Origin of the sequence: Helcobacillus massiliensis (assembly GCF_033106145.1) — a bacterium.
GTDB lineage: Bacteria > Actinomycetota > Actinomycetes > Actinomycetales > Dermabacteraceae > Helcobacillus > Helcobacillus massiliensis.
On the sequence record NZ_CP136959.1, the window covers coordinates 1,156,356 to 1,183,340 of the forward strand.

25 protein-coding genes and 3 tRNA genes are annotated in these 26,985 nt (G+C 68.1%); 12 read left to right on the forward strand and 16 right to left on the reverse strand.

Annotation, left to right across the window (positions count from 1 at the left end; translation table 11 throughout):
- Nucleotides 1-87 precede the first annotated feature (87 nt).
- The 3 genes from R3I40_RS05355 to R3I40_RS05365 form a co-directional block, all read right to left on the reverse strand.
- Nucleotides 88-1,641, reverse strand: coding sequence for a hypothetical protein (locus R3I40_RS05355; RefSeq protein WP_285261629.1), 1,554 nt, complete (start codon nucleotides 1,639-1,641; stop codon nucleotides 88-90).
- A 172-nt stretch (nucleotides 1,642-1,813) separates the two neighbouring features.
- Nucleotides 1,814-1,890 (reverse strand) — tRNA-Val (locus tag R3I40_RS05360).
- Between the two features lie 95 nt (nucleotides 1,891-1,985).
- Nucleotides 1,986-2,402 (reverse strand): DUF3052 domain-containing protein, encoded by a 417-nt coding sequence (locus R3I40_RS05365; RefSeq protein ID WP_183374615.1) that lies wholly within the window; start codon nucleotides 2,400-2,402, stop codon nucleotides 1,986-1,988.
- Between the two features lie 265 nt (nucleotides 2,403-2,667).
- On the opposite strand from R3I40_RS05365, the gene aceE reads away from it, so the two are divergent.
- From aceE to R3I40_RS05395, 6 genes are all read left to right on the forward strand, one after another.
- A complete protein-coding gene (gene aceE / locus R3I40_RS05370) occupies nucleotides 2,668-5,415 on the forward strand; it encodes a pyruvate dehydrogenase (acetyl-transferring), homodimeric type (RefSeq protein ID WP_183374617.1) in 2,748 nt (915 codons plus the stop codon).
- A 70-nt stretch (nucleotides 5,416-5,485) separates the two neighbouring features.
- Nucleotides 5,486-5,863: a GntR family transcriptional regulator gene (locus R3I40_RS05375; RefSeq protein ID WP_183374619.1), complete on the forward strand. Its 378-nt coding sequence runs from the start codon at nucleotides 5,486-5,488 to the stop codon at nucleotides 5,861-5,863.
- 65 nt (nucleotides 5,864-5,928) lie between these two features.
- Nucleotides 5,929-6,867, forward strand: coding sequence for an ACP S-malonyltransferase (locus R3I40_RS05380; RefSeq protein WP_183374621.1), 939 nt, complete (start codon nucleotides 5,929-5,931; stop codon nucleotides 6,865-6,867).
- Nucleotide 6,868: 1 nt separating this feature from the next.
- Nucleotides 6,869-7,873, forward strand: coding sequence for a beta-ketoacyl-ACP synthase III (locus tag R3I40_RS05385; protein ID WP_183374623.1), 1,005 nt, complete (start codon nucleotides 6,869-6,871; stop codon nucleotides 7,871-7,873).
- Nucleotides 7,874-8,032: 159 nt separating this feature from the next.
- Entirely contained in the window at nucleotides 8,033-8,281 is a 249-nt protein-coding gene (locus R3I40_RS05390) for an acyl carrier protein (protein ID WP_183374625.1), read from the forward strand.
- Nucleotides 8,282-8,366: 85 nt separating this feature from the next.
- On the forward strand, nucleotides 8,367-9,611 hold the full coding sequence (locus tag R3I40_RS05395; RefSeq protein ID WP_239374477.1) for a beta-ketoacyl-[acyl-carrier-protein] synthase family protein: 1,245 nt from the start codon (nucleotides 8,367-8,369) through the stop codon (nucleotides 9,609-9,611).
- A 74-nt stretch (nucleotides 9,612-9,685) separates the two neighbouring features.
- Here the strand turns inward: R3I40_RS05395 and R3I40_RS05400 are convergent, their stop codons facing one another.
- The 3 genes from R3I40_RS05400 to R3I40_RS05410 all read right to left on the reverse strand — a co-directional run bounded on the left by R3I40_RS05400 (nucleotide 9,686) and on the right by R3I40_RS05410 (nucleotide 11,222).
- Nucleotides 9,686-10,180: a DUF3145 family protein gene (locus R3I40_RS05400; protein ID WP_285261630.1), complete on the reverse strand. Its 495-nt coding sequence runs from the start codon at nucleotides 10,178-10,180 to the stop codon at nucleotides 9,686-9,688.
- 89 nt (nucleotides 10,181-10,269) lie between these two features.
- Nucleotides 10,270-10,755 (reverse strand): peptide deformylase, encoded by a 486-nt coding sequence (locus R3I40_RS05405; RefSeq protein ID WP_183374631.1) that lies wholly within the window; start codon nucleotides 10,753-10,755, stop codon nucleotides 10,270-10,272.
- Nucleotides 10,752-11,222 carry an OsmC family protein gene (locus tag R3I40_RS05410; RefSeq protein WP_183374632.1) on the reverse strand — a complete coding sequence of 157 codons (471 nt, stop codon included), beginning with the start codon at nucleotides 11,220-11,222 and terminating at the stop codon, nucleotides 10,752-10,754. Before R3I40_RS05410 ends, R3I40_RS05405 begins: the two co-directional genes overlap by 4 nt.
- A gap of 139 nt (nucleotides 11,223-11,361) precedes the next feature.
- Between R3I40_RS05410 and R3I40_RS05415 the strand changes: the two genes are divergently transcribed.
- Nucleotides 11,362-11,577, forward strand: coding sequence for a hypothetical protein (locus R3I40_RS05415; RefSeq protein ID WP_183374634.1), 216 nt, complete (start codon nucleotides 11,362-11,364; stop codon nucleotides 11,575-11,577).
- A gap of 151 nt (nucleotides 11,578-11,728) precedes the next feature.
- Here R3I40_RS05415 and R3I40_RS05420 read toward each other — a convergent pair.
- The 7 genes from R3I40_RS05420 to R3I40_RS05450 form a co-directional block, all read right to left on the reverse strand.
- Nucleotides 11,729-11,805, reverse strand: a tRNA-Ile gene (locus R3I40_RS05420).
- Nucleotides 11,806-12,008: 203 nt separating this feature from the next.
- Nucleotides 12,009-12,083 (reverse strand) — tRNA-Asn (locus tag R3I40_RS05425).
- Between the two features lie 113 nt (nucleotides 12,084-12,196).
- Complete coding sequence (locus R3I40_RS05430) at nucleotides 12,197-13,642, reverse strand: MFS transporter (protein ID WP_285261631.1); 1,446 nt, start codon at nucleotides 13,640-13,642, stop codon at nucleotides 12,197-12,199.
- Between the two features lie 36 nt (nucleotides 13,643-13,678).
- Nucleotides 13,679-15,691 carry a DNA primase gene (gene dnaG, locus R3I40_RS05435; RefSeq protein ID WP_285261632.1) on the reverse strand — a complete coding sequence of 671 codons (2,013 nt, stop codon included), beginning with the start codon at nucleotides 15,689-15,691 and terminating at the stop codon, nucleotides 13,679-13,681.
- 66 nt (nucleotides 15,692-15,757) lie between these two features.
- A complete protein-coding gene (locus tag R3I40_RS05440; protein WP_317700129.1) occupies nucleotides 15,758-17,074 on the reverse strand; it encodes a deoxyguanosinetriphosphate triphosphohydrolase in 1,317 nt (438 codons plus the stop codon).
- Between the two features lie 3 nt (nucleotides 17,075-17,077).
- Nucleotides 17,078-18,313 (reverse strand): tRNA dihydrouridine synthase DusB, encoded by a 1,236-nt coding sequence (gene dusB / locus R3I40_RS05445; RefSeq protein ID WP_375544803.1) that lies wholly within the window; start codon nucleotides 18,311-18,313, stop codon nucleotides 17,078-17,080.
- A 102-nt stretch (nucleotides 18,314-18,415) separates the two neighbouring features.
- Nucleotides 18,416-19,807 carry a glycine--tRNA ligase gene (locus tag R3I40_RS05450; protein WP_285261634.1) on the reverse strand — a complete coding sequence of 464 codons (1,392 nt, stop codon included), beginning with the start codon at nucleotides 19,805-19,807 and terminating at the stop codon, nucleotides 18,416-18,418.
- Nucleotides 19,808-19,946: 139 nt separating this feature from the next.
- Here R3I40_RS05450 and R3I40_RS05455 point away from each other — a divergent pair, with 139 nt between their 5' ends.
- Genes R3I40_RS05455 through R3I40_RS05475 form a run of 5 tightly spaced genes read left to right on the forward strand, consistent with a single transcriptional unit; the run spans nucleotide 19,947 to nucleotide 23,620 of the window.
- On the forward strand, nucleotides 19,947-20,975 hold the full coding sequence (locus tag R3I40_RS05455) for a metal ABC transporter substrate-binding protein (RefSeq protein WP_285261635.1): 1,029 nt from the start codon (nucleotides 19,947-19,949) through the stop codon (nucleotides 20,973-20,975).
- Nucleotides 20,972-21,778 carry a metal ABC transporter ATP-binding protein gene (locus tag R3I40_RS05460; protein WP_285261636.1) on the forward strand — a complete coding sequence of 269 codons (807 nt, stop codon included), beginning with the start codon at nucleotides 20,972-20,974 and terminating at the stop codon, nucleotides 21,776-21,778. Before R3I40_RS05455 ends, R3I40_RS05460 begins: the two co-directional genes overlap by 4 nt.
- Nucleotides 21,775-22,623, forward strand: coding sequence for a metal ABC transporter permease (locus R3I40_RS05465; RefSeq protein WP_183374646.1), 849 nt, complete (start codon nucleotides 21,775-21,777; stop codon nucleotides 22,621-22,623). The genes R3I40_RS05460 and R3I40_RS05465 overlap by 4 nt, the downstream gene beginning before the upstream one ends.
- Nucleotides 22,624-22,633: 10 nt before the next feature.
- Nucleotides 22,634-23,074: a Fur family transcriptional regulator gene (locus R3I40_RS05470; RefSeq protein WP_285261637.1), complete on the forward strand. Its 441-nt coding sequence runs from the start codon at nucleotides 22,634-22,636 to the stop codon at nucleotides 23,072-23,074.
- A gap of 3 nt (nucleotides 23,075-23,077) precedes the next feature.
- Nucleotides 23,078-23,620, forward strand: coding sequence for a DedA family protein (locus R3I40_RS05475; protein WP_259922844.1), 543 nt, complete (start codon nucleotides 23,078-23,080; stop codon nucleotides 23,618-23,620).
- On the opposite strand, the gene R3I40_RS05480 is transcribed toward R3I40_RS05475, so the two are convergent.
- From R3I40_RS05480 to leuA, 3 genes are read right to left on the reverse strand one after another with little or no spacing between them, the layout of a single operon-like run.
- Nucleotides 23,600-24,430, reverse strand: coding sequence for an isoprenyl transferase (locus R3I40_RS05480; RefSeq protein ID WP_285261638.1), 831 nt, complete (start codon nucleotides 24,428-24,430; stop codon nucleotides 23,600-23,602). The two genes, R3I40_RS05475 and R3I40_RS05480, sit on opposite strands and share 21 nt — an antisense overlap.
- Nucleotides 24,427-25,179 (reverse strand): DNA repair protein RecO, encoded by a 753-nt coding sequence (recO, locus tag R3I40_RS05485; protein ID WP_183374654.1) that lies wholly within the window; start codon nucleotides 25,177-25,179, stop codon nucleotides 24,427-24,429. Before recO ends, R3I40_RS05480 begins: the two co-directional genes overlap by 4 nt.
- Nucleotides 25,176-26,984, reverse strand: a complete 1,809-nt coding sequence (leuA, locus tag R3I40_RS05490; RefSeq protein WP_285261639.1) for a 2-isopropylmalate synthase — start codon at nucleotides 26,982-26,984, stop codon at nucleotides 25,176-25,178. The genes recO and leuA overlap by 4 nt, the downstream gene beginning before the upstream one ends.
- Nucleotide 26,985: the final 1 nt, after the last annotated feature.

Consider the following 26,985-nt stretch of genomic DNA (forward strand, 5'->3'; position numbering starts at 1 on the left):
CCACCGGACCGGTCTGCTGATCGGGTGAACAGAACAGGGGCGGCATCTGCAGATCTGCGGGTGCCGCCCCTCATCGTGCTCGGGGACTCACTGGTAGGAGACGAACCAGGGCCGCGGTTCGATGGCGTAGGTCTCCTCGGGGGTGAACATGGGCTTGTCCTCGTCGATGAAGTTCTTCCACGCCATCCAGATGCCCTCAGGAAGGTCGGTGCGGAGAGCATCCCAGGTGGCCATCTTCTCGCTGCGCACACCGTGCCCGTCGGCGTGCAGAGTGATGGCGAGCTCCTCTCGGGAGGTGTCGACGTCCTGACGGCTGCGGATCATGGCGAGCTGGAACTGGTGGAGGATCAGCACCTTCTGCGGCAGCCGGTTCGACTTCACGAGGTCGGCGAGCCAGGTGATGACGGTGTTGATCTCGGCGGCTTCAACGGATCCGATCTGCCGCATGTGCTTCTGGTCGGGCTTGAGCCGCCATTCCGGGTCGAGCGCGAGGCCCACGTGGGGGTGCTTCAAAAGGTCTTCGTACAGCTTCGCCTGGGTGAGGAAGTCAGTGCGCCCGGGCTGCAGGTCCAGGACCACATAGATCCCCTCTTTGCCGGCCGCCTCGACCCAGGGCCTGATGGTTTCGGGGTCGATTTCGGCGGAGTAGTCCCCGTCGGCCCCCGCGGCGGACGAGGCGATCGTGGTGATGATCTCGAACGCCGGCTGCACGGGGACGTCGCTGTGCGGCTGATAGTCCTTCGCGTACTGCTTCGCCAGCGCGATGGCTTCGTCGACGGTCCCCTCACCGAGCACGCCGAGCGATGGTGTGCCGGGTGAGCCGTAGGGGGCGATCATGCGGCGGTGCGGGAAGACGACCTGTCCGCCGCCGGGCAGCTCGGAGACGTCGGCGGTGGCGGTAACGCGCTCGGTGAGCGTTGCGGCGTCACCGAATGCAGCGCCGAGGGCGATGACCCCGGCCGACGGGTCCTTCTGGGCATGGGGTTTCACCGCTTGGATCGTGTCGCCGGTGGCGCGGGGGTCGCTGCCGGGGACCTCAGCAACGGTACCGCCGGCTGCGCGCACGGTGGCGACCGCCGCTGTGCGGCCCGGTGTCTCCTTCTCCGTGGGGTCCACGAGCAGGAGCAGCGGCGCCGCCTTCTGGCCGACGGTCGTCGTCGGCATGTCCGTCGCCGGGTCTGCGGCGAGGTCGAGCTCGACCGACTTCAGCTTCTCCCCCAGGCCGGTGATGTCCAGGCCCTTCGGGTGGATCACGGTGGTGGTCTTGAGGCGTGTGAGTTCGTCGGCGGTCGCGGCGCCGGTGCCGAGCAGCAGTGGGATGTGGGCCTTCGCGGCGAGGTCAGCGATCGTCGACAGGGCGTCGGCGGAGCCCGGGGCGGCGACGGCGACGTGTTCGGCGGTCTCCACCACGGCAGCGCTGACCGCCGCGGCGGCTGCGGCATCGTCCGCCGGATCGACGACGGTGTTCGCCGCAGCGGTGGCGGCGAAGCGGGTACCGGTGCCCTTGCCGCCCTTGGTGGCCTTCTTCTGCGTCGCGTCGTCGCTGTCGGAGCAGGCGGCGAGAACGGCGGAGGTTCCGGCGGCAAGCGTGCCGGTGAGGATGAGGCGCCGGGAGGCGAGGGAACGAAGCGGTGGGTTCACGATGCGGGGGCCTTTCGCGACGCGGTCAGTGTCGGGATGGGAGCCGGCCACTGAACTGCGGCCGCTGCCTGAGCCGACTCCCCGCTGTTCGACTGTTCTGCACAGTCGGGGATGTGCTCGCAGAAAGCCCCTCATGCGCAGACGGATCGTCGGAGAGCGGCACAGCAGTCAATGGTGGGCCATGAGGGATTCGAACCCCCGACATCCACGGTGTAAACATGGCGCTCTAACCAACTGAGCTAATGGCCCGCACGGGCAGTGATCCTGCCACGCGGGGTTCCCCGGCGCAAACCCGACCGGAATCGGGGAGCCGGGCGGAACGGCTGCAACAGCCGCGCCGAGGATCAGGAACGGCTTGCGAGGCGGGTCGCCGTCCAGTCCTCAGCCACCGTGATCGTGTTCATCGACCGCAGACCGGCGAGGTCCGCGGACTCCATGATCGTGGCGGGGTTGACGTGCTCGTCGCGCCCGGCCTTCACGGTGAGGACCCAGACGTCGCCACCGGCATCGAGGGAGCTGATGGCGTCCTGAAGGATGTCCACAAGGTCACCGTCGGACTTGCGGAACCAGATGATCACGTGGTCCACGATCTCCTGCGAATCCTCGTCCTCCAGATCGGAGCCGATGATGTCCTCGATCGTGTCCCGGAGGTCGAAGTCGACATCGTCGTCGTATCCGAACTCCTGGATGAGCTGGTCATGGGTGAAGCCGAGCGCATCAGCGAGCTGTTTGCGGTTGTCGGCCTCGGCAGACGGTGACAAGAACAATCTCCTCTTCACAGTTGAGTGAACCCGTCGGCCGACGGGTCCCGGAGTGACGCCCGACTCATACGGACGTGATCGCGATTCTAACGGAGCACCCCGCCCATGTCACTTGAGTCTCCCCGGGCCCCACCGCGGGGGCCTTCCTCTGCGCCCACCTGCGCGGGACAGCGTAGGCTGGGGGCGTCTGCGGTCGACTGACCGACGCGTGCGCACAGCCCAGAGCTCCAGCACGCGCGCCACCCCCGCAAGGAAGAAGGACAGCGTGAATTCGAACGACATCACCGGTCGTCAGGGCATCGGCCTGCCGAGCTACGCCAATGACTCCGACCCCGAGGAGACCCGCGAATGGCTCGACTCCCTCGACGCGGTCCGCAGGGCCCGCGGCGATGAGCGCGCATCGCATGTCGTTCAGAATCTGATCACGCACGCGCGCAAGAACAACATCGACGTCCCCTCCGTGGAGAACACGGACTACGTCAACACCATCTCCGTCGACGACGAGCCCGAATACCCGGGCGACCTCGCCATCGAGAAGGAGATCCGCCGCGCCGTCCGCTGGAACGCCGCGATGGTCGTACACCGTGCGCAGCGTCCCGAGATCGGGGTGGGCGGTCACCTCTCCAGCTTCGCCTCGATCTCCACGATGTACGAAGTGGGCTTCAACCACTTCTTCCGCGGGCGGCAGCACCCCGGCGGCGGCGATCAGGTCTTCTTCCAGGGCCACGCCTCCCCCGGCATCTACTCCCGAGCCTTCCTGATGGGCCGCCTCAGCGAGGATGACCTCAACGGCTTCCGGCAGGAGAAGTCCCACCCCCACGGCATGCCGTCCTACCCGCACCCGCGTGCCATGCCGGAGTTCTGGCAGTTCCCGACCGTGTCGATGGGCATCGGCCCCGTCAACGCGATTGAGCAGGCCTCGATCAACAAGTACCTGCACAGCCGCGGCCTGAAGGACACGTCCGATCAGCACGTGTGGGCGTTCCTCGGCGACGGTGAGATGGACGAGGTCGAGTCCCGCGGCGCTCTGCACATCGCCGCCAACGAGATGCTCGACAACCTGACCTTCGTGGTGAACTGCAACCTGCAGCGCCTCGACGGCCCCGTCCGCGGCAACGGCAAGATCATCCAGGAACTGGAGGCACAGTTCCGCGGTGCCGGCTGGAACGTCATCAAGCTCGTCTGGGGCGGCGGCTGGGACGATCTGTTCGCCAAGGACGCCGACGGCGCCCTGGTGGACCTCATGAACACCACGCCCGACGGTGACTTCCAGACCTACCGCGCCGAATCCGGCGGTTTCATCCGCGACAACTTCTTCGGCCGCGACCCGCGCACGAAGGCCCTGGTCGAGGATCTCAGCGATGACGACATCTGGTGGGGGCTCAAGCGCGGCGGCCACGACCCGAAGAAGATCTACGCCGCGTTCAAGGCCGCGATGGAGACCAAGGGCAAGCCCACCGTCATCCTCGCGCACACGGTCAAGGGGTACGTGCTCGGCTCCAACTTCGCGGGCCGCAACGCCACCCACCAGATGAAGAAGTTCACTCTGGAGGACCTCAAGCAGCTGCGCGACACCCTGCACATCCCGATCACCGACAAGGAGATCGATCCGAACCTGTACGGCTCGCCGTACTACACCCCGGACCCGGACAGCGACGCCATGCAGTACATGCATGACCGGCGCAAGGAGCTCGGCGGCGTCATCCCCGACAACCGTCATAAGAAGGCCCTGTTCCAGGTGCCGGAGATGAAGACCTTCGATGTGGCCCGTCGCGGCTCCGGCAAGCAGGAGATCGCCACCACGATGGCGCTCGTTCGCCTGCTGCGCGACCTCATGCGCGACAAGGAGACCGGCAAGTACTGGGTGCCGATCATCCCCGATGAGGCCCGCACGTTCGGTATGGACTCCATGTTCCCCACCGCGAAGATCTACAACCCGCGCGGCCAGAACTACCTGTCCGTGGACCGTGACCTGCTCCTCGCCTACAAGGAGTCCGAGACCGGCCAGATCAAGCACATGGGCATCAACGAGATCTCCTCCACCTCCGCGTTCACCGCGGCAGGAACGGCGTACTCGACCCATGAAGTGCCGCTGGTTCCCTTCTACATCTTCTACTCGATGTTCGGATTCCAGCGCACCGGTGACTTCTTCTGGGCCGCCGGCGACCAGATGGCGAAGGGCTTCGTCATCGGCGCCACCGCCGGCAAGACCACCCTCGCCGGTGAAGGCCTGCAGCACATGGACGGCCACTCCCCGATCCTCGCGAACACGAACCCCGGTGCGGTCATCTACGACCCCGCGTACGGCTACGAGATCGGCCACATCATCCGCGACGGCCTGCAGCGGATGTACGGCGAGAACGAGGAGCGGGAGCAGAACGTCTTCTACTACCTCACCGTGTACAACGAGCCGATCGTGCACCCGGCGGAGCCGGAGGACCTCGATGTCGACGGTCTGCTGAAGGGCATGTACGTCATCCAGCCCGCGCCGGAGGGCGACGGCCCCGAGGTGCAGCTGATGGCGTCCGGTGTGTCGGTGCCGTGGGCTGAGCAGGCGCAGAAGCTGCTGCTGGAGGACTGGGGCGTGCGCGCCACCGTCTGGTCCGTCACCTCGTGGACGGAGATGCGCAAGGAGGCCCTGGAGGCGGAGGAGCACAACTTCCTCCACCCGGAGGACGAGCCGCGCACCCCGTGGATCTCTCAGCGCCTCGAGGGGGCGAAGGGTCCGTTCATCGCCACCAGCGACTACGACTACCTGGTGCCGGACATGATCCGTCAGTGGATCCCGGGCGAGTACGCCGTTCTCGGTGCTGACGGCTGGGGCTTCTCCGACACCCGCTCCGCGGCACGCCGCTACCTCCACATCGACACTGAGTCGATGGTGGTGCGCGCCCTGCAGATGCTCGCGAAGGACGGCCAGATCGAGCGCTCCGTGGTGCGCGACGCCATGGAGAAGTACGACCTGCTGAACGTCAACGCCGGCCGCACCGGCAACGCGGGCGGCGACGCCTGATCATGGCGATGGGCCGACGGGTTCTGGAGGATCCGTCGGCCCCTCGCTGTCCCGCCGCACTGGAGAACTGATGCCCGCTCAGCTCACCGACCTGATCAGCGTGGACCGCAGCAGCCCGGTGGCCGCTGCGGAGCAGATCCACTCGGGAATCGCCGCTGCCATCCGCAGCGGTGACCTCTCCCCCGGCCAGCGCCTGCCCGCCGTGCGCGCCCTCGCCTCCGATCTGGGGGTTGCGGCGAACACGGCCGCCAAGGCGGTCCGCTCCCTGCAGGAGGCGGGCCTGGTGACCACGCACGGGAGAGGTGGGACACGCGTCGCCGCGCCCGACGGCGTCGAATCCCAGATCGCGGCGGCGGCCCGCGAGTATGCTGAGACGGCGAGACGATCGGGCCTGTCACGCGATGACGCGATCGCGCATGTCCGCCGTGCCCTCTCCGAACTGGAATGAGGCGCGCCTGATCGCCCCTTCCTCTTCGCACTGACCACCATCGCCGATCGACTTGTGGAGCCACATTGCTCGTCATCGCCTCTCCCGGACAGGGAGCGCAGAAGCCCGGATTCCTCAGCCCCTGGCTGGAGCTCGACTCCGTCGGATCCCTCGTGGACACCCTGTCCGACGCCTCCGGCATCGACATCCGCCGCCACGGCACCGAATCCGATGCGGACACCATCCGCGACACCGCCGTTGCTCAGCCGCTGCTGGTCGCTGCCAGCCTGATCACCCACAGTGTGCTGTTCGGCTCCCTCACCCTGCCCCGCCCCGACCTGTACGCCGGGCACAGCGTCGGTGAGATCGGCGCTGCCGCGCAGGCGGGCATGCTGTCCGAGGAGAACGCGATGCGCCTGGTGGCGGTCCGCTCCCAGGCGATGGCGCGCGCCGCTGCGGCCGAGCAGACCGGGATGGCGGCAGTCGTCGGCGGCAAGCGCGAGGAGGTCCTCGCTGCGATTGAGCAGGCCGGGGCCTCCCCCGCGAACATCAACGGCGCCGCGCAGGTCGTCGCCGCCGGCGACGAGGCCTCCCTCGCCGCGCTCTCGGAGAACCCGCCGGCCCGTGCGCGCGTGATCCCGCTGCAGGTCGCGGGCGCATTCCACTCGCGGTTCATGGAGCCGGCGCGCGATGAGCTCGCTGAGCAGGCCGGGAAGTTCGCGACCCGTGACGCGATCATCCCCGTGGTCTCCAACGCCGATGGCTCCCTCGTGACCGACGGCGCCGCCTTCCTCTCTTCGCTCGTGAACCAGGTGGCGAGCACGGTCGACTGGGAGGCCTGCATGCACACGTTCGCCGACCAGGGCGTCACCGGCATCCTGGAGCTCGCTCCCGCCGGAACGCTGACCGGCCTGGCGAAGCGCGACCTCAAGCAGGTCGCCCGCTTCGACCTGAACACCCCCGACGACCTCGACGCCGCGCGTGCCTTCGTCTCCGAGCACGCCAGCGCCTCCAAGGAGAGCTGACATGACCGTTTCCCTCACTCCGACGCAGCCGGTCCCCGGTTCCCAGGTCCTCGGCTACGGAGCCGCCCGCGGCGACCTGGACGTCCCCAACGACGACATCGTCGGCCCGATCAACTCCTCCGACGAGTGGATCCGGCAGCGCACCGGCATCATCTCCCGCAAGCGCGCCAGCGCCGACGTGAGCCTGCTGGACCTGGCGAAGAAGGCCTCCCTGGAGGCCGTGGAGAACTCCGGCCTGACAGGTTCGGACATCGACGCGGTGATCGTCGGCACCATCACCTTCGAGTACCACACTCCGTCGCTGGCTGCTCTGCTCGCCTACGAGATCGGGGCCGACGGGGCCATCGCCTATGACATGGGCGCCGCCTGCGCCGGCTTCTGCTACGGCATCGGCCAGGCCGACGCCCTGGTGCGCGCCGGCACCGCGAAGAACGTCCTCGTGGTGGGAGCGGAGAAGCTCTCCGACATCATCGACCCCACCGACCGCTCCATGTCCTTCCTGCTCGGCGACGGCGCCGGAGCAGCCGTGGTGTCCGCCAGCGACGTTCCGAAGATCGGCCCCACCGTGTGGGGCAGCGACGGCGAGAACTGGAAGACCATCTACATGACCCACTCGCTGCTGGAGTACAAGGAGAACCCGGAGCTCGGGTTCCCGACTCTGCGGCAGGAGGGGCCGTCAGTGTTCCGCTGGGCCGTGTGGCACACCGCGGACATGATCCGCGAGTCGCTGGAGCGCTCTGGCCTCAGCGTGGAGGACGTCGACGTGTTCGTGCCGCACCAGGCGAACATGCGGATCATCGACCAGCTGGCGAAGCAGCTGAAGCTGCCCGATTCCGTGGTGATCGCCCGCGACATCGAGGACACCGGCAACACATCGGCCGCGTCCATACCCCTGGCGACGCACCGCCTGCTGCAGGAGGGCAAGGCCAAGAGCGGCGACGTCTGCGTGCAGATCGGATTCGGCGCCGGCCTTGCCTATGCCGGCCAGGTGGTCATCCTCCCCTGACTGCCGAACGGTAACATTCCTGGCCACACGGTTTCCTCGGCTCGGTAACCGAATCTTTATGTGACCAACCCCCGTCCAAGCGCGGCGAATCAGTCCCTTTCCCGGCTTTGGCGGTAGTCTGAGCCTGCTGATTGTTCTGTCCAACCAAAGGAGAGCCTCATGGCACACACCGATGATGAGATCCTCGCCGGCCTGGCCGAGATCGTCAACGAGGAGACCGGCGTGGAGACCGCCGATGTCCAGCTCGACAAGTCCTTCACCGATGATCTCGACATCGACTCCATCTCGATGATGACCATCGTGGTCAACGCCGAGGAGAAGTTCGACGTCCGCATCCCCGACGAAGAGGTCAAGAACCTCGTCACCGTCGGCGACGCCGTCAAGTACATCTCCAGCGCTCAGGCCTGATCTGATCAGCGCCCGGGTTCTCATGCAGATGGGAGTCCCGGGCGCTGCGCTTTTTGCCGCCTCGTCACAAGGACACTGCTTCACTATGACTGACCAGAGCCCACGCGTCGTCGTCACCGGCCTCGGCACCTTCAACCCGCTCGGCACTGACGCGGCCACTTCGTGGAAGAACGCCCTGGACGGCGTCAGCACCGCCACCACCCTCGACAACGACTGGGCCGAGACCTACGGCCTGTCCGTGGACTTCGCCTGCACTGTCGCCGGTGATCCGCTGGAGTTCCTCTCCCGCCCGGAGGCGCGCAAGCTCGACCCCAGCGGTCAGTACGCGATGATCGCTGCTCGCGAGGCATGGAAGGACGCCGGCAGCCCCGAAGTGGACCCGCTGCGCCTGGCGACCGTGGTCGGCGCCGGCATCGGCGGTGTCTGGACTATGCTCGACCAGTGGGACATCGTCCGTGAGCGCGGCGCCCGCCGCGTCAACCCCTACACCGTTCCGATGCTCATGCCGAACTCCGCGTCGGCCCATATCGAGATCGAGTTCGGTGCGAAGGCCGGCTCCCACACTCCCGTGTCCGCGTGTGCGACGGGTGCTGAGTCCGTCGCTTGGGGCATGGACATGATCCGCAACGGCCGCGCCGATGTCGTCATCACCGGCGGCACGGACGCCTGCATCCACCCGCTGCCGCTGGCAGGATTCGCGAACATCCGCGCCCTCTCCACCCGCACCGATGACCCGAAGACCGCGTCGCGCCCGTACGACCGCGACCGCGATGGCTTCGTCCTCGGTGAGGGCGCCGGCATCCTCGTGCTGGAGTCGGAGGAGTTCGCCAAGGCCCGTGGCGCCCGAATCTACGCGTACGCGTCAGGTCGCGGCATGGCGTCGGACGCCCACCACATCTCCGCTCCGAGCCCGGACGGGCAGCAGCGCGCGATCCGCGAGGCCATCGAGGACGCCGGCATCGACGGCTCCGACCTGAGGCATGTGAACGCGCACGGCACCTCCACTCCTCTTGGCGACATCTCCGAGCTGGAGTCGGTGCGTGACGCCGTCGGCGCGGAAAAGTCGGATCAGATTGTGGTGAGCTCCACGAAGTCGATGACCGGTCACCTGCTCGGCGGCGCCGGCGCGGTGGAGTCGATCTTCTCGGTTCTGGCACTGCACAACCGGGTGATCCCGCCGACGATCAACATTGAGAACCTCGATGAGAACGTCCCGCTGGATGTGGCGGTCAACGAACCGCGCGAGATGCCGGAGGGCGATGCCGCCGTGCTGAACAATGCTTTCGGCTTCGGCGGTCACGACATCGCCGTCGTCTTCACCAACGCGTAAGGCTTCGCCTTACATCTCATACATTGAAGGCCGGAGATTCATTCCTCCGGCCTCCGCTTCGTGACCGAGCGATGTCACCCCACGAGGTGGAGGCGGCGGGGCGCGCTCTCCTCGATGGCGGCGCGGCGGTAGTGCTCGAGTTCCTCATCCCAGTCGCGGCCGAGCGCTCGGTCGATCTCGTCGGGGATGCGGTGCGGCCTGTTGCCGGCGAGTGCGATGCAGTGGCGGATGCGGTCCTCGGTGAGGGTGGCGTTGCCTTCGTGGTCCATCGCGGTGTGGTGGATGCCGAGGTCGGGGGTGTACATCCACCGGGAGCCGGTGTCGATCGCCGTGGGCTCCTGAGTGATTTCGTAGCGCAGGTCGTTCCAGCCGCGCAGCGCGGTGGCGAGCTCAGCGCCGACTGCGGCGCGGCCGCTCCAGGCGATCTCTGCGCGCTGCAGGCCGGGGCCGGCGGGCTGGTCGTACCACCTGATGCGCACGGGCACGCCGAGGACTCCGCTGGCAGCCCATTCGATGTGTGGTGCGAGGGCGCGCGAAACGGAGTGAATATAGAGGACTCCCTGAGCCATTGCTCCCCTTCCGGTCGAATCGAAGCGTCTTCCCCACGAATCGATTCGCTGCCCGGATGGTCTGCTGGCCCCAGGTGAGCCAGTTCAGGTTAGAGGGTCTCTCTGATAGCGCGCAGCGCCTTCTTTCGGACGCTGCGCTCGAGGCCGTCGATGTACAGCTCGCCGTTGAGGTGGCCGACTTCGTGCTGGATGAGGCGGGCGATGATGCCGTCGCCTTCGAGGGTGACCTTGCGGCCGTCGAGGTCGATGCCTTCGCAGGCCGCTTCCGCGCCGCGGATGCGGGGGAAGAAGAGGCCGGGCACGCTCAGGCAGCCTTCGTCGCCGTCTTGGGTCTCCTCGGAGACATGGGTGATGACGGGATTGAGGATGTAGCCGATGTCGCCGTCGATGTTCCAGGAGAACGCGCGGGAGGCCACGCCGATCTGGTTGGCGGCGAGGCCGGCGCGGCCGTCTTCGTCGACGGTCTCCAGCAGGTCCTCCACGAGCTGTCGGACTCCGGGGGTGATGGCGGTGATGGGGTCGCACTCGGTGCGCAGGACGGGGTCCCCGACGACGCGGATACTGCGGTAGGTCATGCGTTCTGGTCCTTTTCGGCGGCGTTGATGATGGTGTGGCGGATCGCGGGGTCCGCGGTGACGGTGCGCTCCACGGTGCAGCCGCGTCCGATGACCTTGGAGAGCAGGTCGGTGAGGCGGGCCTGTTCGTCCTCGGTGAGGCCGGAGAGGTCGAGTTCGATCTCCTCGGCGATGTCGAGGTAGCGGTTCTCCTTCTCGTCGGAGGTGGCGCGTGCGGTGATGCGCAGCGCGAAGTCCTCGCCGAGACGGTGGGCGGCCGAGTTGTCCATGGTCATGCCGGCGCAGCCGATGAGGGAGAGCTTGAGCAGCTCCCCGGGGGTGATGCGGCCCTCGCCGCGGCCGATGGGGATGCTGACGCCGCGGACGTTGAAGCCAGTGAGTTCGCGCTCGGCGGTGCGCTCCACCCAGACGTCGGTTCCCTCGGGCGCGTTGTCGCGGGGGAATTCGCGTGGGGACTTCACGGACATGTCTCTCCTGGGTGGTGGGCCGACGGATGCCTGCGCACGCGAATTCTGCGGCACCGGCATGGATCCATCGGTCAGTGTATCCGGGCCCTGACCGGAGGGACGATTCAGGACGGGACCGGCGCGGTCCGCAGGCGAGGGCGTGAGCGAATGGACCTGGCCGGGGAGCCCCGAAGTCGACCCCGAGCCCCGAGCCCGCCGCGCGCCCTTCCAGCTGGGCGTGGTGACTGCTCTCATCGCTGTGGTGGCGCTGCTGTTCGGCGCGAAGACCATCAACCGCGGACTGAACAGGCTCGAAGGCGCGACCAGCACCCAGCTCGAAGCGGAGGCCGTGGTCGTGGGCGACATGGCGGACTGACCCCGACCGCACTGATCTCGGCGGCGTCCGCCAACCGATTGCATGGGGCACCATCTCCCCTGCGGCCGGCTCACTGCAATGCCGACACCAATGAACCCCAGGCTTGGGCCGCGCACCCGTCGGGCGCCTCGGCCGGTGGCCTGGGGTTTCGTGGTGGGCCCAGCGGGGCTTGAACCCGCGACCAATGGATTATGAGTCCAGTGCTCTGACCAGCTGAGCTATGGGCCCTGATCAACGCTCCATTATTCCGCACGCGCCGCCGCCCAGGAAATCAGCACGCCGACATCACTCGGCGTCACGACCATCCCGCTGTCCGGGCTGGTGGGGGCGGCCGCGTGCCGCACGAGAATCCTCTGAGTGCTCAGCGCAGGGAGCCGACGCAGTCCCGGAACACGAGAAGGGCCCCGGCATCAGCCGGAGCCCTCATCATGTGGCTCCCCCAGTTGGATTCGAACCAACAACCCCTCGATTAACAGTCGAGTGCTCTGCCGTTGAGCTATGGGGGATCAACGAGATATGACTCTACCAGGACTGACTCGCACGAATCCAATTGAGAAGCCGCTCCCGGGCCTTTTATGACTGATGCCACGATTCGCGCCCCGGTGGGCCCCACCGCGGGTCAGGACTGGGCGGCGCGCGCGGCCGCCATGTCCCGCTTCTCGCGTCGGCGGTCCACCAGAGTCAGCACGAACGCACCGAGCATCAGTGCAATGATCACCGCGACCGAGGTGCGGACCGCTTCCACCCAGGGAGCGCCCCTGTCGAGCATGGAGAACAGGATACCGGGGATCAGTGCTGTGCCGACGGCCGCACCCATCCGCTGTCCCAGCGACAGCACACCCCCGGCGACACCGCCGAACCGCGGGTCCACCGCGTTGAGCGTCAGAGTCTGGTTCGGTGAGATCGTCAGGCCCTGACTGAAGCCGAACATGAGCAGCGCGGCCGCGAACCACCAGTGACTGATGCGACCGGACTCCACCAGCGGAACGATCAGCACCATCGTCACCATGGCGAAGAACGCCAGCGCGAAGCCGGCAGCCACGAGTCGGCGCCCGAGTCGGAGCACGTAGCGGCCGCCCAGCTGCGAGGAGAACATCGCCGCGATCGAACTGGGCAGACCGATCAGGGACGCCTCGAACGCGGAGAGGTGCAGGCTTGTGATCATGTACACCGGCACGAGGATCCACACGCTGGTGGCGCCGAGGAAGTACACGGTGATGATGGCGATGCCGTTGCGGAACGACGGCTGCTGCAGCAGCGCCAGGTCCACCATGGGCTGGCGGCCGCGCTGCTTGTACCGCTTCTCCCACAGCGCCCACCCGGCGAACATCACCAGGGCGACGCCGAGCAGGGCGTAGACCCATGGGTTGCCGCGGGTCATGAACGGCACCATGAACGAGATGATGCCGGCGGTCAGCAGGATCGTTCCCATCGGGTCGAGGTCCAGTTTCGAATCCACACGGACCCGGTCCTGCGGAAGCCAGCGCAGCGCGAAGACCATGGTGGCGATGCCGATCGGCACGTTCAGCAGGAAGATCATGCGCCACCCGAGCGCCGACCCGAACAGTTCGATCAGCACACCGCCGACCACGGGGCCGATCGCGGTCGCGACCGCGACAGTCGTTCCGAACATCGCGAACGCCGCTGCACGCTTCTGCCCGTGGAAGTGCTGCTGGATCAGACCGATCGCCTGCGGGTTCAGCAGACCCGACCCGATGCCCTGCAGAATGCGGGCCACGATGAGAGTTCCCTCGTTGGGAGCGAGCGCTGAGACGAGAGAGCCGAGGGTGAAGACCCCGACACCGATGACGAGCAGCCTCCGTCGCCCGGTGGCGTCCCCAGCGCGCCCCGACGGCACCAGGAAGACCCCGAACGCGAGGGCATAGCCGGACAGCATCCACTGCAGACCGGTGCTGGTGGTGTCGAGAGACTCGGAGATCGCAGCGAGTGCCACGTTGATGACGGAGATCGCCACCAGCGCCATGAAGAGCGGTGCGAGCAGGACAGCGAGAATGCGCCGCGGGTGGATGGGTGCCTGGGAGATCCTCGGTTCAGCTGCGCTCACCCGATCCACTGTAGCGGGCGGACCGGGCTGACGGCGTCAGAGGTCGTCGGCGTGCAGGGCCCGCCGCTGCTCCTGGATCGCGGACATCCGCGTCATCACCTTCGTGTACTCCTCCTGATCGGTGCGCGGATCCAGCCGCGCGAGGCGGTGGCGCAGCAGGGAGTACTCGTGGGTGAAGCTCAGCTCGGTCAGCCGCGTCATCAGCGACGCGCCGAGCCGCACCAGCTGCTCCTCGGTGCGGGCCGGCAGCTCCAGGGACGCCAGCTCCACGATCAGGGGCCTGAGCGTGTCCCCGGCGATCTCCATGACCGCGTCGAGGAACCGGGCAGGGCTGAGCTGGCCGGTGACGGCGTCCTCCAGGCTCGCGGTGGCGAGGATGCAGTCCCAGATGGACTGCAGCGCGGTGGTCCGGAAAGCCTCATCGGGCAGCAGTGTGACGGCAACCGGGTCGAGCACCTGCGGTGACTGCAGCATCAGCGCGAGCGACTGCATCTCCACGATGCCGACGGGGTCTCGGCGCGGCATGATGTCCCGCAGCCGCAGCGCCTGCTCCATCGGCGGCTGCTCCTCCCCCGCCGCCCCCTGGTGGGCCGACGCGGACGCGCCGGGCTGCTGCGCGGTGGGGTCGTGTCGGTGCAGCTGCTGCTCGTTCGCCTGGTGGCGGGCCTGCTTCGCGGCGTCCTGCACGGCCCGGCCGACGGTGCGCTCATCCATCCCGAGCCACCCGGACAGCCGCCGGGCGTACTCGGGGCGCAGCGCCTTGTCCCGGATCTGCGCCACCACCGGCGCTGCCATGCGCAGACCCGCGACCTGCCCTTCGGCGGTGTCGAGGTCCACATGCTTGAGGGCGGCGCGGATCGCGAACTCGAACATGGGGACACGGGAGTCGATGAGGTCCCGCAGCGCCTGGTCGCCGCGCTGGATGCGCACGTCGCACGGGTCGAGCCCGCCGGGCTCCACCGCGACGAACGTCTGTGCCACGAACCGCTGGTCCTCGCCGAACGCCTTCAGTGCGGCCTTCTGGCCGGCCTCGTCGCCGTCGAAGGTGAAGATCACTTCACCGCCGAGGCCGGCACCGCCCTGTCCGAACCCGGAGCCGAGGCGGAGTCCGGCCGTGGCGGCGGTGTCGCCCATGATGCGGCGCACCACGGTGACGTGGTCGCCGCCGAATGCGGTGCCGCAGGACGCGACCGCGGTCTCGATCCCCGCCAGATGCGCGGCCATCACGTCCGTGTAACCCTCCATCACCACCACCTGCCGCTGTGTGGAGATCGCCCTGCGGGCGAGGTCGAGGCCGTACAGGACCTGCGACTTCTTGTAGATGGGTGTTTCGGGGGTGTTGAGGTACTTCGGGCCCTTGTCGTCCTCGAAGAGGCGGCGGGCGCCGAAGCCGATGGTGGCGCCGGTGACATCGCGGATGGGCCAGGTGAGGCGTCCGCGGAACCTGTCGTACACGCCGCGCTGCCCCTGGGAGACGAGCCCGGAGACGCTCAGTTCCTTCTCGGTGAAGCCTCGGCCGCGCAGGTGCCGCAGCAGGGTGTCCCAGCCCTGCGGCGCGAACCCGACCCCGAACTTCTCGGCGGCGGCGCGGTCGAATCCGCGCTCTCCGAGGAATCGGCGCGCGGTCTGCGCCTCCGGGGAGGCGAGCTGCTCACGGTAGAACTCCTCCGCCACGCGGTGCGCTTCGAGCAGGCGCTGGCGGGAGGCGAAATCGGTGCGGCGCTCCCCACCGGAACCGGTGTCCTCGTAGCGCAGCGTGACCCCCGCTTTGGTGGCGAGGTATTCGACCGCTTCCACGAACGACAGGTGGGAGATCCTCTGGACGAAGGCGATGACGTCGCCGCCCTCGCCGCAGCCGAAGCAGTGCCAGTGGCCGAGGGCGGGCCGGATGTGGAAGGACGGGGTCTTCTCGTCGTGGAAGGGGCACAGGCCCTTCATCGAACCGACACCGGCGGTGCGCAGGGTGACGTGCTCGGAGACGATCTCGTCCAGGCGGGATCGTTCGCGCACCAGCTGGATGTCCTCGCGCCGAATCAGCCCGCCTGCCATCGATTCCGCCTTCCTTCCGCCGCTGCCGGCCCCACTGTATCCGCTCGTCGACCCCTGGTCCGGGGATTATGCCGTCGGCAGATCGGGCCCGAGGCCCGGCAGCGGTTCGTCGAGAGCGGAGGCGCTGGAGCCGCTGCCGAACAGTTCGGCGTGCAGCCGCACCGCCATCACGTCGGTGAAGGACGCGATCTGGTCGATGATGACCCGTTCGCGCTCGTCCCCGTCGGCCGCGCGGTCCCACAGGCTGCGGAACAGAGGGTTGAGGTGGGTGCGGCCGGTGCTGCGCAGCGCGGCGTGCAGGTCGGTGATGATCTGCTCCTGCTGCTCGTACACGGGCTGCTGTTCACGGCTGCTCATCACGTAGGCGGCGGCGAGGCCCTTGAGCACGGAGATCTCCAGCGCCGTCTCCTCCGGCACCACCACTTGCCCCTGATAGCGGGCGATCGGGTCGGTGCCGTACTCGGCCTGCGTCGCGGTGACGACGGCCGAGACGAAGCGGCCGATCAGCTGGGAGGACAGGTCCTTCAGTGCGGCGGAGTCGGCGAGGTTCCCGGTGTACTCATGGAGCCACGCGGGGTCCGCTTCGAGGCGGGTGAGGGCGGCGTCGAGCTCGTCGATGCTGCGGGTGGGGGTGTACCAGTCCTGCACCACGTAGAGCGCGGCGCTGCGCTCCATCGGGTCCTGCAGCAGGGCGGGATTCATGCGGAACCCGGTGACGGCGTCCTCGATGTCGTGCACGGAGTAGGCGATGTCATCGGAGATGTCCATGACCTGCGCCTCGAGGCACTGCTGCTGGGCGGGGGCGCCGTCGCGGACGAAGTCGAACACGGGGAGGTCGTCCTCGTACACACCGAACTTCGGGGACGACGGGTTCGGGCCCTCACCGCGGCGCCACGGGTATTTGATGGACGCATCCAGGGCCGCGCGGGTCAGGTTGAGGCCGTAGGAGCGGTCCGCGTCCAGCACTTTGGGTTCGAGGCGGGCCAGCAGGCGCAGGCTCTGCGCGTTCCCTTCGAAGCCGCCGACGGGATCCGCGAGCGTGTTGAGCACGCGCTCCCCGTTGTGGCCGAACGGCGGGTGGCCGAGGTTGTGGGCGAGGCAGGCGAGGTCCACGAGGTTCGGGTCGCAGCCGAGCTCCTCGGCGATGTCACGACCCACCTGCGCCACTTCGAGGGAGTGGGTGAGGCGGGTGCGGACGAAGTCGTTCTCGCCGGCGCCGAGGACCTGAGTCTTCGCTCCGAGGCGGCGCAGTGCACTGGAGTGGAGGACCCGGGCGCGGTCGCGCTGGAACGGGGTGCGGTTCTGCGACTTCGGCGGCTCCTGGAAGAAGCGGTCGAGGTCGGCAGCGGTGTAGCCGGCGGGGATGCGGGGTGAGCGGGCCACGGATCAGCCTCCGGAGATCGACAGTTCGGCCTCGTGCAGCCGGGTGCGGTGCTCGTCGGTCAGCTCACGGGAGATCAGCCATCCGTCGGGCATGTGGGTGCGCTTGGGGCGCCCGGCCCGGCCGCGCGGCCCCTCCACGGTCTCACCGGGGTACGGGGAGTCCCAGTCGAGGCGGGACAGCTTCTGATCGAGGTCCGCGATGGACTCCATGGTGGCGAGGGCATGGCGCAGCTCGCCGCCGACGGGGTAGCCCTTGAAGTACCAGCCGACGTGTTTGCGCAGGTCGCGCACGCCCCGCTCCTCGGATTCGAAGAACTCGGTGAGCAGTACGGCGTGGCGGCGCAGGGTCCGGCAGACGTCGCCGAGGGTCGGGCGCACCCGGTCGGGGCGACCCGCGAAACCGGCGGCGAGGTCGGCGAACAGCCACGGGCGGCCCTGACAGCCGCGGCCCACCACAACACCGTCGCAGCCCGTCTCCTCCACCATCCGCAGAGCGTCCTCGGCCGTCCAGATGTCGCCGTTGCCGAGCACGGGGATGTCCGTGACGGCGTTCTTGAGGGCGGCGATGGCGTCCCACTGTGCGGTGCCGGAGTAGTGCTGGTTCGCGGTGCGGCCGTGCAGAGCGATCGCGGCGGCACCGACCTCCTGCGCGATGCGGCCCGCATCCAGGTAGGTGAGGTGGTCCTCGTCCACACCCATGCGGGTCTTCACGGTGACGGGGACATCACCGGCGGCCTCCACGGCGCCGCTGACGATCTGGGTGAACAGTTCGGTCTTCCACGGCAGCACCGCGCCGCCGCCCTTGCGGGTCACCTTCGGGACGGGGCAGCCGAAGTTGAGATCGACATGGTCGGCGAGGTCCTCCTCCACGAGGAGGCCGACGGCTGCGCGGACCGTGGCGGGATCCACGCCGTACAGCTGGATGGAACGCGGGCGCTCCCGCTCCCCCATCTTCACCATGCGCATGGTTTCGGGTTTGCGCTCCACGAGGGCGCGGCTGGTGACCATTTCGGACACGAAGAAGCCGCCGTCGTTGTCCGAGTGCATGGCGCCGAATTCGCGGCACAGCAAGCGGAACGGCTCATTGGTGACGCCGGCCATGGGGGCGAGCACCACGGGGGTGTCGGACGTCAGCGGGCCGATGGTCAGCGGCATGCGGTCAGCGCCGACGGGCGCGTCACCACTGACGGCGGCGGCGCTCGTGGGCGCGGCGGATTCAGGCGTGGAGGGATGGGGCATGGCCCCATTGTCCCAGAGGTGCACAGCGGTTCCTATGGCGACGCCTGGTCCCGTCGATCACATGCCGCCGGGACCAGGCGTCAGCTCAGGTCACTGTGCAGATCAGGCACCGACGAGGCGCTGCGCGAGGTAACCGGTGACCTCGCTCAGCGGCACGCGCACCTGCTCCATCGAGTCGCGCTCGCGCACGGTGACGGCCTGGTCCTCGAGGGTGTCGAAGTCGACAGTGATGCAGAACGGTGTGCCGATCTCGTCCTGGCGGCGGTAGCGGCGGCCGATCGCGCCGGAGGTGTCCACGTCCACGTTCCACAGTCCGCGCAGCTCATCGGCCAGCTTCGTGGAGATCGGGACGAGGTCCTCGCTCTTGGACAGCGGAAGCACGGCGGCCTTGATCGGCGCGATGCGCGGGTCCAGGCGCAGGACGGTGCGCTTGTCCACCCCGCCCTTGGTGTTGGGAGCCTCGTCCTCTTCGTACGCTTCCACCAGGAACGCCATCATGGCGCGAGTGAGGCCGAAGGACGGTTCGATCACGTACGGCACGTAGCGGTCACCGCTGGCCTGGTCGTGGTAATGCATCGACTTGCCGGAGGCCTTCTCGTGGGAGCCGAGGTCGAAGTCGGTGCGGTTGGCCACGCCCATCAGTTCGCCCCATTCGCTGCCCTGGAAGCCGAAGCGGTACTCCAGGTCGATGGTGGCGTCGCTGTAGTGGGCGCGCTCCTCATCGGGCACATCGAACTTCCGCAGGTTCTCCTCGCTGATGCCGAGGTCGATGAACCAGTTCCAGCAGGCCTCGACCCAGGAGTCGAAGTGCTCATCGGCCTGCTCAGCGGGGGTGAAGTACTCGATCTCCATCTGTTCGAACTCGCGGGTGCGGAAGATGAAGTTTCCGGGCGTGATCTCGTTGCGGAAGCTCTTGCCGATCTGCCCGATGCCGAACGGCGGCTTGATCCGCGCGGTGGTGGCGACATTGAGGAAGTTGACGAAGATCCCCTGCGCGGTCTCGGGGCGCAGGTAGTGCAGGCCGGTCTCGTTGTCCACGGCGCCGAGGTAGGTCTTCATCAGGCCGGAGAACTGCTGCGGGTCGGTGAACTCACCCTTGGTGCCGCAGGTGGGGCAGGCGATCTCCGCGGTGCCGCCCTCGGGGGCGCGGCCCTTCTTCTCCTCGAACGCTTCGATGAGGTGGTCCTCACGGAATCGGTTGTGGCACTGGCGGCACTCCACGAGCGGGTCGGTGAAGGTGGCGACGTGCCCGGAGGCCTCCCACACGGCGGTGGGCAGGATGATGCTGGAGTCCAGGCCCACCATGTCCGCGCGGGACTGCACGAAGGTGCGCCACCAGTGACGCTTGATGTTCTCCTTCAGTTCCACACCCAGAGGCCCGTAGTCCCATGCCGACCGGGTGCCGCCGTAGATCTCACCGGCGGGGAAGACGAAACCTCGGCGCTTCGCGAGGGCGATGACGCTGTCGAGCTTGGACGGTGCGGGCTTGGCCACGTGTGTCTCCTTCTGCGGGGTCTCCGCGGGCGGGCGATGGAGGTCCCATCCAGGATATCCGAGTCCTTCGGCACACTCGGACAGCCGGCGGGGCGGTTCTCCTTGCCGCCCACCACCCCGCTCACTGATAATGGTTCCCATGAATGAAGTGACTCCGTCGGCCCCCGCACCCACACCCCAGCGCACCCGCATGCCGCACCTCAGCGCCGCCCTGACTCGCCGCTCCTTCGGCGCTCTGCTGGGCGGCGGAGCGCTCGCCGCGGCCCTCGCCGCCTGCGGCGGGAAGTCGGCCGACGGGGACGGCGTGAGCGTGGTGGCCACCTGCTACCCACTGGTGCACATCGCCCAGCGCATCGGCGGTGACGCCGTCACCATCATCAACCCCGTCAAACCGGGCGTAGACCCCCACGGCCTCGAGCTCTCGCCCGCCCAGGCCACCGAGATCACCCAGGCGGATGTGCTGGTGCACATCACCGGCTACCAGGCCGCCGTGGACGACCTCGTGAAGCAGCAGAAGCCCGACAACGTCCTCGCCGTGCACGAGGTGACCGACCTGCTGCACGCCGGCGAGAGCGCTGAGGAGCACGCCGATCACGCCGATCACGGTGATGAGCACGACCACGCCGGTGAGGGCCACGACGGTCACGACCACGGCATCTACGATCCGCACTTCTGGTTCGACCCCACCAAGATGGCGGAGGTCGCGACCGCCCTCGCGAAGCGCCTCGGTGAGATCGACACCTCCGGTGCCGCCGACTTCGAACAGCGTGCGAAGTCCTTCGCCGCTGACATGAAGAAGCTGGATGCTCAGCTGAAGTCCACCTTCGACTCCGTGTCGGGCCCGAAGACCTTCATCACCTCCCACGAAGCTTTCGGGTACCTCGCGGCCCGCTACGGCCTCAAGCAGGTCGGCATCTCCGGCATCGACCCGGAGAGCGAACCCAGCCCGAAGCGGCTGCGCGACCTGCAGAAGGTGATCAAGGACGAGGGCGTCACCACCGTGTTCTTCGAGACGACCGCGTCCCCGAAGGTCGCCAAGTCCCTCGCCGATTCCACCGGTGCGAAGGCGGAGGAGCTGGACAACCTGGAGCAGCAGCTCGATGAGAAGAAGGACTATTCTCAAGTCATGATCGAGGACGCTGAAAAACTGGTCGCATCGTGGCAGTGAGGGCCGAGCACACCCCCACCGCTGCATCCCCCTCCACCCCGGCAAGCGCTGACGGCCCCGACACCTTCATCCGCTTGGAGGGCGCCACGGTGGTGCGCTCCGGTGTGCGCGTGCTCGACTCCGTCTCCACCGCCATCGGCGAAGGCGAGTTCGTTGCCGTGATCGGGCCCAACGGGTCCGGCAAGTCCACTCTCATGCGCGCCATGATCGGCATCCTGCCGCTCGCGGAGGGCCGCGCATGGATCCACGGCGACCCGGTTCGGCACCGCGCCGCCCACGACTGCCTCGGCTACGTGCCGCAGACCAGTGCGGAGATCGGCAACATCGCCGCGACCGCGCGCGAAGCGGTCTCCGCGGGTCTGCTGAACTCCCGCTCGCTCTTCCTGCGCCGCGACCGCCGACGGGTCGACGAGGCCCTGGACACGGTCGGCATCTCCCACCTCGCGGACCGGCCCATCACCGACATGTCCGGCGGACAGCGCCAGCGGGTGATGATCGCCCGCGCCCTCATCCGCCGCCCGCAGGTGCTGCTGCTGGACGAGCCGTTCACCGGTGTGGACGCCTCCAGCCAGGAGCAGATCGCCGAACTGATCGGCGACCTCAACGCCGGCGGCACCACCGTCATCGTGGTGCTCCACGAAACGGGACCGCTGCGCTCCCTGCTGACCCGCGCGATCCTCCTGGAGCAGGGCCGCATCGTGCATGACGGCCCCGTCCCCGACCGCCTTCCCCACGACCCCGCCGATGACCACCACGTGGACCCGATCATTGAGGAGTGCATCGGCCAGGAGTTCACCCCATGAGCCCTTTCGAGCTGCTCAGCTCCCCCATCATCCGCGACCCGCTGATCATCGCTCTGCTCGTCGGCCTGACCGCCCCCGTGGTCGGCACGTACCTGGTGCAGAAGCGGCTCTCGCTGCTCGGTGACGGCCTCGGCCACGTCGCGCTGACGGGTGTGGCGGTCGGCTGGCTCGTCGCCTCTCTCACCGCCCTCTCCCCCGACGTGCTGGCCGTGCCCGGCGCTCTGGTCGCCGCCGTCGCAGGCGCTGTGATGATCGAATGGGTGCGCATAGCCGGGCACACCAGCCGCGACACTGCTCTGGCGATCCTGTTCTACGGCGGCATCGCCGGCGGTGTGGTCCTCATCCAGCTCGCCGGCGGCACCTCCCAGTCCCTGATGGCGTACCTCTTCGGGTCGCTGTCCACGGTGACGCGCTCGGACCTGCTGATCGCGGCCGTTCTCGCCGTGGTGGTGCTGCTGATCGGCGTGGGGCTGCGGCCCCTGCTGTTCGCCGTCACCAGCGACGAGGAGCATGCGCAGGCGATCGGCCTGCCGGTGCGGATGGTCAACATCCTGATCGCTGTGATGGCGGCGCTGACGGTGACCCTGGCGATGCGGATCGTGGGTGCGCTGATGGTGTCGGCGCTGATGATCGTGCCGGTGGCGGCGGCACAGTCGATGGTGCGCGGCTTCTCCCGCACCATGAACGTCGCCATCGTCATCGGGGTGCTGTGCTCGGTGGCGGGCCTGCTCATCACCGTGTTCGTGGATCTGCCGCCGGGCGGGGTGATCGTTCTGCTGTCCATCGCCGTGTACATCGTGGGTCTGCTCGCATCCGCTCTCATTCCCCGCCGCGGCGTGGGATGATGGAGCGACTATGACTAAGGTTGTCCGCCAGACTCGTCAGCGCACCGCCATCCTCAACTGTTTGGCGACCGAGCGCGACTTCATGACCGCGCAGCAGCTGTATGACCTGTTGCGCGATGATGACCAGCCGGTGGGCCTCGCCACGGTCTACCGCAACCTGCAGTCCCTCGTGGACGCGGGCCTGGTCGATGTGCTCATCACCGATGAGGGCGAAGCGATCTACCGCCAGTGCCGCATCGAAGAGCACCACCATCATCTGCTGTGCCGCGTCTGCGGCCACACGATCGAGTTCGTGGCGCCCGAGCTGGAGCGCTGGGCGCACCGCATTGCTCAGGAGAACGGCTTCACCGATCTCCACCACACGATGGAGATCTACGGCCTGTGCCCCAAGCATCAGGAGAGCGCTGAGCCCACGGGCGATGCTGGAGCCTCTGCAGAGCAGTCCGGCTGAGCCGTGCTCGACTGGATCCGGTCACTGCCGCTGATCCCCGCGATCGCGTTTCTTCTCGTGGTGATCTACCTGCGCGCCGGCGCCACCTATGCGCTCGGCCGCTTCGCCACGCAGTTGGCGCACCGCAGCCGCCTGCGCCGCTTCCTGGAGTCCGCGGCAGTCGCGAGCGCTCAGGACAAGCTCGCTCGCTGGGGTGCTCCGCTGGTGGCGCTGAGCTTCCTCACCGTCGGTTTCCAGACCGCGGTCAATGCCGCTGCCGGCGTCGTCCGGATGCCGCTGCGGCGCTACCTGCCGGCGCTCGCCGTCGGAGGCTTCCTGTGGGCGGTCATCTACGCCACGGCGGGGCTGGCGGCGTTCAGCCTGTGGTGGCGCCTGCTGGTGGCGAACCCGCTGGCAGCGGTCCTCGTGGTGCTCGCGATCTTCGGCGCCGCCATGGTGATCTGCGGGGGCCGACGGGCGCGTGCGCGACTCAGATCCCCGGCGACGCCGTTGGCTGGGGCGGCCGACCGTCAGGGCACTGGCAGCTCAGCCGTCCGCGCTGACTGACGCGGGGCCCTGCCCCTCGCTCACCTGTTGAGGGCGGTCCACGGCGCCCCCGAAGCGCCGATCGCGCATCGCGTACTCCTCGATGGCGCGCCACAGCACCACCCGGTCCACATCCGGCCACATCTCCTCGATGAACAGCAGCTCCGCGTACGCGCTCTGCCACAGCAGGAAGTTCGAGGTGCGCTGCTCCCCCGAGGACCGAAGGAACAAGTCGACTGGCGGCATATCGGGCGCGTACAGGTGGGACTCGATCGTCGAGGAGCGGATCCGTGACGGCTTCAGGCGCCCGTCGGCCGCCTCCTCGGCGATGCGGCGCACCGCGTCCACCAGTTCGGCGTGCCCGCCGTAGTTCACGCACATGTACAGCGTCAGGCGGGTGTTGTGCCGCGTCAGCTCCTCAGCGGCCTGCAGCTCGCTGATGACGGATCGCCACAGCCGCTGCGGCCGGCCGATCCAGACAATCCTCACGCCCCATTCGTTGAGGGTGTCGCGCTGGCGGCGCAGAACCGACCGGGAGAAGCCCATCAGGAACCGCACCTCCTCCGGGGAGCGCGCCCAGTTCTCGGTGGAGAACGCGTACGCGCTCAGGTGCGTGACCCCTATCTGCAGCGCGCCGGCGACCACATCCAGCAGGGCCGCCTCACCGGCTTCGTGACCGGCGGTGCGGGGCAGACCACGGCGGTTCGCCCACCGGCCGTTGCCGTCCATCACCACCGCGATGTGCTGGGGGACGAAGCGCGCCGGGATCACTGGGGGCTGCGCGCCCGACGGGTGCTGGCCGATGGATCCGGGCAGGGGCTTCGTGGTCACTGGGGTCCTCTCTGGTAGCGCTCCACATAGTGCAGGGCGCGGATGCCGCGCTCCAGATGCCAGGTCAGAGTGCTGGCGATCAGGGCAGCGGCCTGGTTCTGGGTGCGATCGTCGGAGTCCAGGACGTTCTCCCAATCCCCGGCGAGCAGGAAGATCATATGCTCGATGACCCTCGGTCGCACACCGACGGCGCCGGGGCGCCGGCACTCCGAGCAGACCACGCCGCCGGCTGCGACGTCATAGGCGACATGGGGCCCGTCGGCCCCGCAGGTGGCGCAGGTGCGCAGCTGCGGAGTCCAGCCGGCGCTGGCGGTGGCGCGCAGCAGGAACGAGTCCAGCAGCAGCATCGGCGGCCGGGAGCCGTCCGCGATCGCGGCAAGGGCGGACAGCACCAGCAGGTAGAAGTCGTTCGAGGAGTCGATGCCCTCATCGCTGAGCCGCTCGGCGGTCTCCGCCACGGCCGTGGCGGCGGTGAACCGGTCGTAGTCCTCCGCGATGCGGCTGGAGTAGCCGGTGATGGTGACGGCCTGGGCGATGACGTCCAGACTGCGACCGCGGCGCAGCTGCAGATCGACCCGCTGGAACGGTTCGAGGCGGGCGCCGAAGCGGGAGGCCGTGCGCCGCACGCCCCGCGCCGACGCCCGCACCTTGCCGTGCCGTCGGGTCAGCAGCGTGATGATGCGGTCGGCTTCACCCAGGGGCTGGGTGCGCAGCACGACCGCTTCATCACGGATGAGCCGGGAGATCACCGATGGATCTTCGCCGCCCGGTTCAGCGCCGAGACCAGGGCCTGCATGGAGGCGCGGGTGATGGAGCCGTCGATGCCGACGCCCCAGTAGATCGCCTCATCGATCTCGGCTTCGATGTAGGCGGCGGCGAGGGAGTCATCGCCCTCAGCCAGTGCGTGCTCCGCGTAGTCGAGGATGCGCACCTTCACGCCCTTGGAGTCCAGTGCCTTCACGAAGCCGTCCAAGGGGCCGTTGCCCAGACCGGTGATCTCCTCCACGTGGTCGTCGACCACCATCTCCACGGTGATGCGGTCGGTGCCTTCGCCTTCGGACACCTGGTGCATACCGCGGAAGCTGAAGCGGCCCCAGCGGTCAGCGGGCTTCGGCGCCGGCAGGTACTCGTCGCGGAACGCCTCCCACAGCGCCTCGGGCGACACCTCGCCGCCCTCGGAGTCGGTGAGGTGCTGCACGATCCCGGAGAACTCGATCTGGAGGCGGCGCGGCAGGTCCAGGCCATGCTCGGTGCGCAGCAGGTACGCCATCCCGCCCTTGCCCGACTGGGAGTTGACGCGGATGACCGCTTCGTAGGAGCGGCCCACGTCCTTCGGATCCACCGGCAGGTAGGGGACGCGCCAGATGCTGTCCTCGACGCTCCTGCCGGCCTCCGCAGCATCGGACTCCATCCGCTCCAGGCCCTTCTTGATGGCGTCCTGGTGGCTGCCGGAGAAGGCGGTGAAGACGAGGTCGCCGCCGTAGGGGGTGCGCTCGTGCACGTTGATCTGGTTGCAGTGCTCCACGGTGCGGCGGATCTCATCCATGTCCGAGAAGTCGATCTGCGGGTCCACGCCCTGGGTGAAGAGGTTCATGCCGAGGGTCACCAGATCCACGTTGCCGGTCCGCTCACCGTTGCCGAACAGGCATCCTTCGATGCGGTCCGCGCCGGCCATGTAGCCGAGCTCGGCAGCGGCGACCGCGGTGCCGCGGTCGTTGTGGGGGTGCAGGGAGAGCACCAGGGAGTCGCGGCGGTCGAGGTTGCGGTGCATCCACTCGATGGAGTCGGCGTAGACGTTCGGGCTCGCCATCTCCACCGTCGCCGGGAGGTTGATGATCATCTTGTCCTCGGGCGTCGGCTTGATCGTATCGATCACGGCGTTGCAGACCCGCAGGGCGTACTCCAGCTCCGTGCCGGTGAAGGACTCCGGGGAGTACTGGTAGCTGATCTTCGTGTCCGGGATGGTCTCCTCGTACTTGCGGCACAGCAGTGCGCCCTGCACGGCGATGTCGAGGATGCCGTCCTCATCGGAGCGGAACACCACGTCGCGCTGCACGATGGAGGTGGAGTTGTACAGGTGGACGATGGCGTGCTTCGCGCCCTCAAGAGCCTGGTAGGTGCGCTCGATGAGGTGCTCACGGGACTGGACGAGCACCTGGATGGTGACGTCGTCAGGGATGCGGTCCTCTTCGATGAGGGTGCGCACGAAGTCGTAGTCGGTCTGGGAGGCCGACGGGAACCCGACCTCGATCTCCTTGTAGCCCATCCGTACGAGCAGGTCGAACATGCGCAGTTTGCGCTCGGAGTTCATCGGGTCGATGAGCGCCTGGTTGCCGTCGCGCAGGTCCACGGCGCACCAGCGGGGCGCGCGGGTGATGATGGTGTTCGGCCAGGTGCGGTCCGGCAGGTCCACGCGGAACTGCTCGTGGAACGGCTGGTAGCGGTGGATCGGCATGGCCGACGGCTGCTGGGGCGCATCGCCCCTCTGCCCTGTCACGGGAACAGTCGGGGCCTGGGCGGCGGCGAAGGCGGTGGCTGCTGCGGAGTCGTTCATG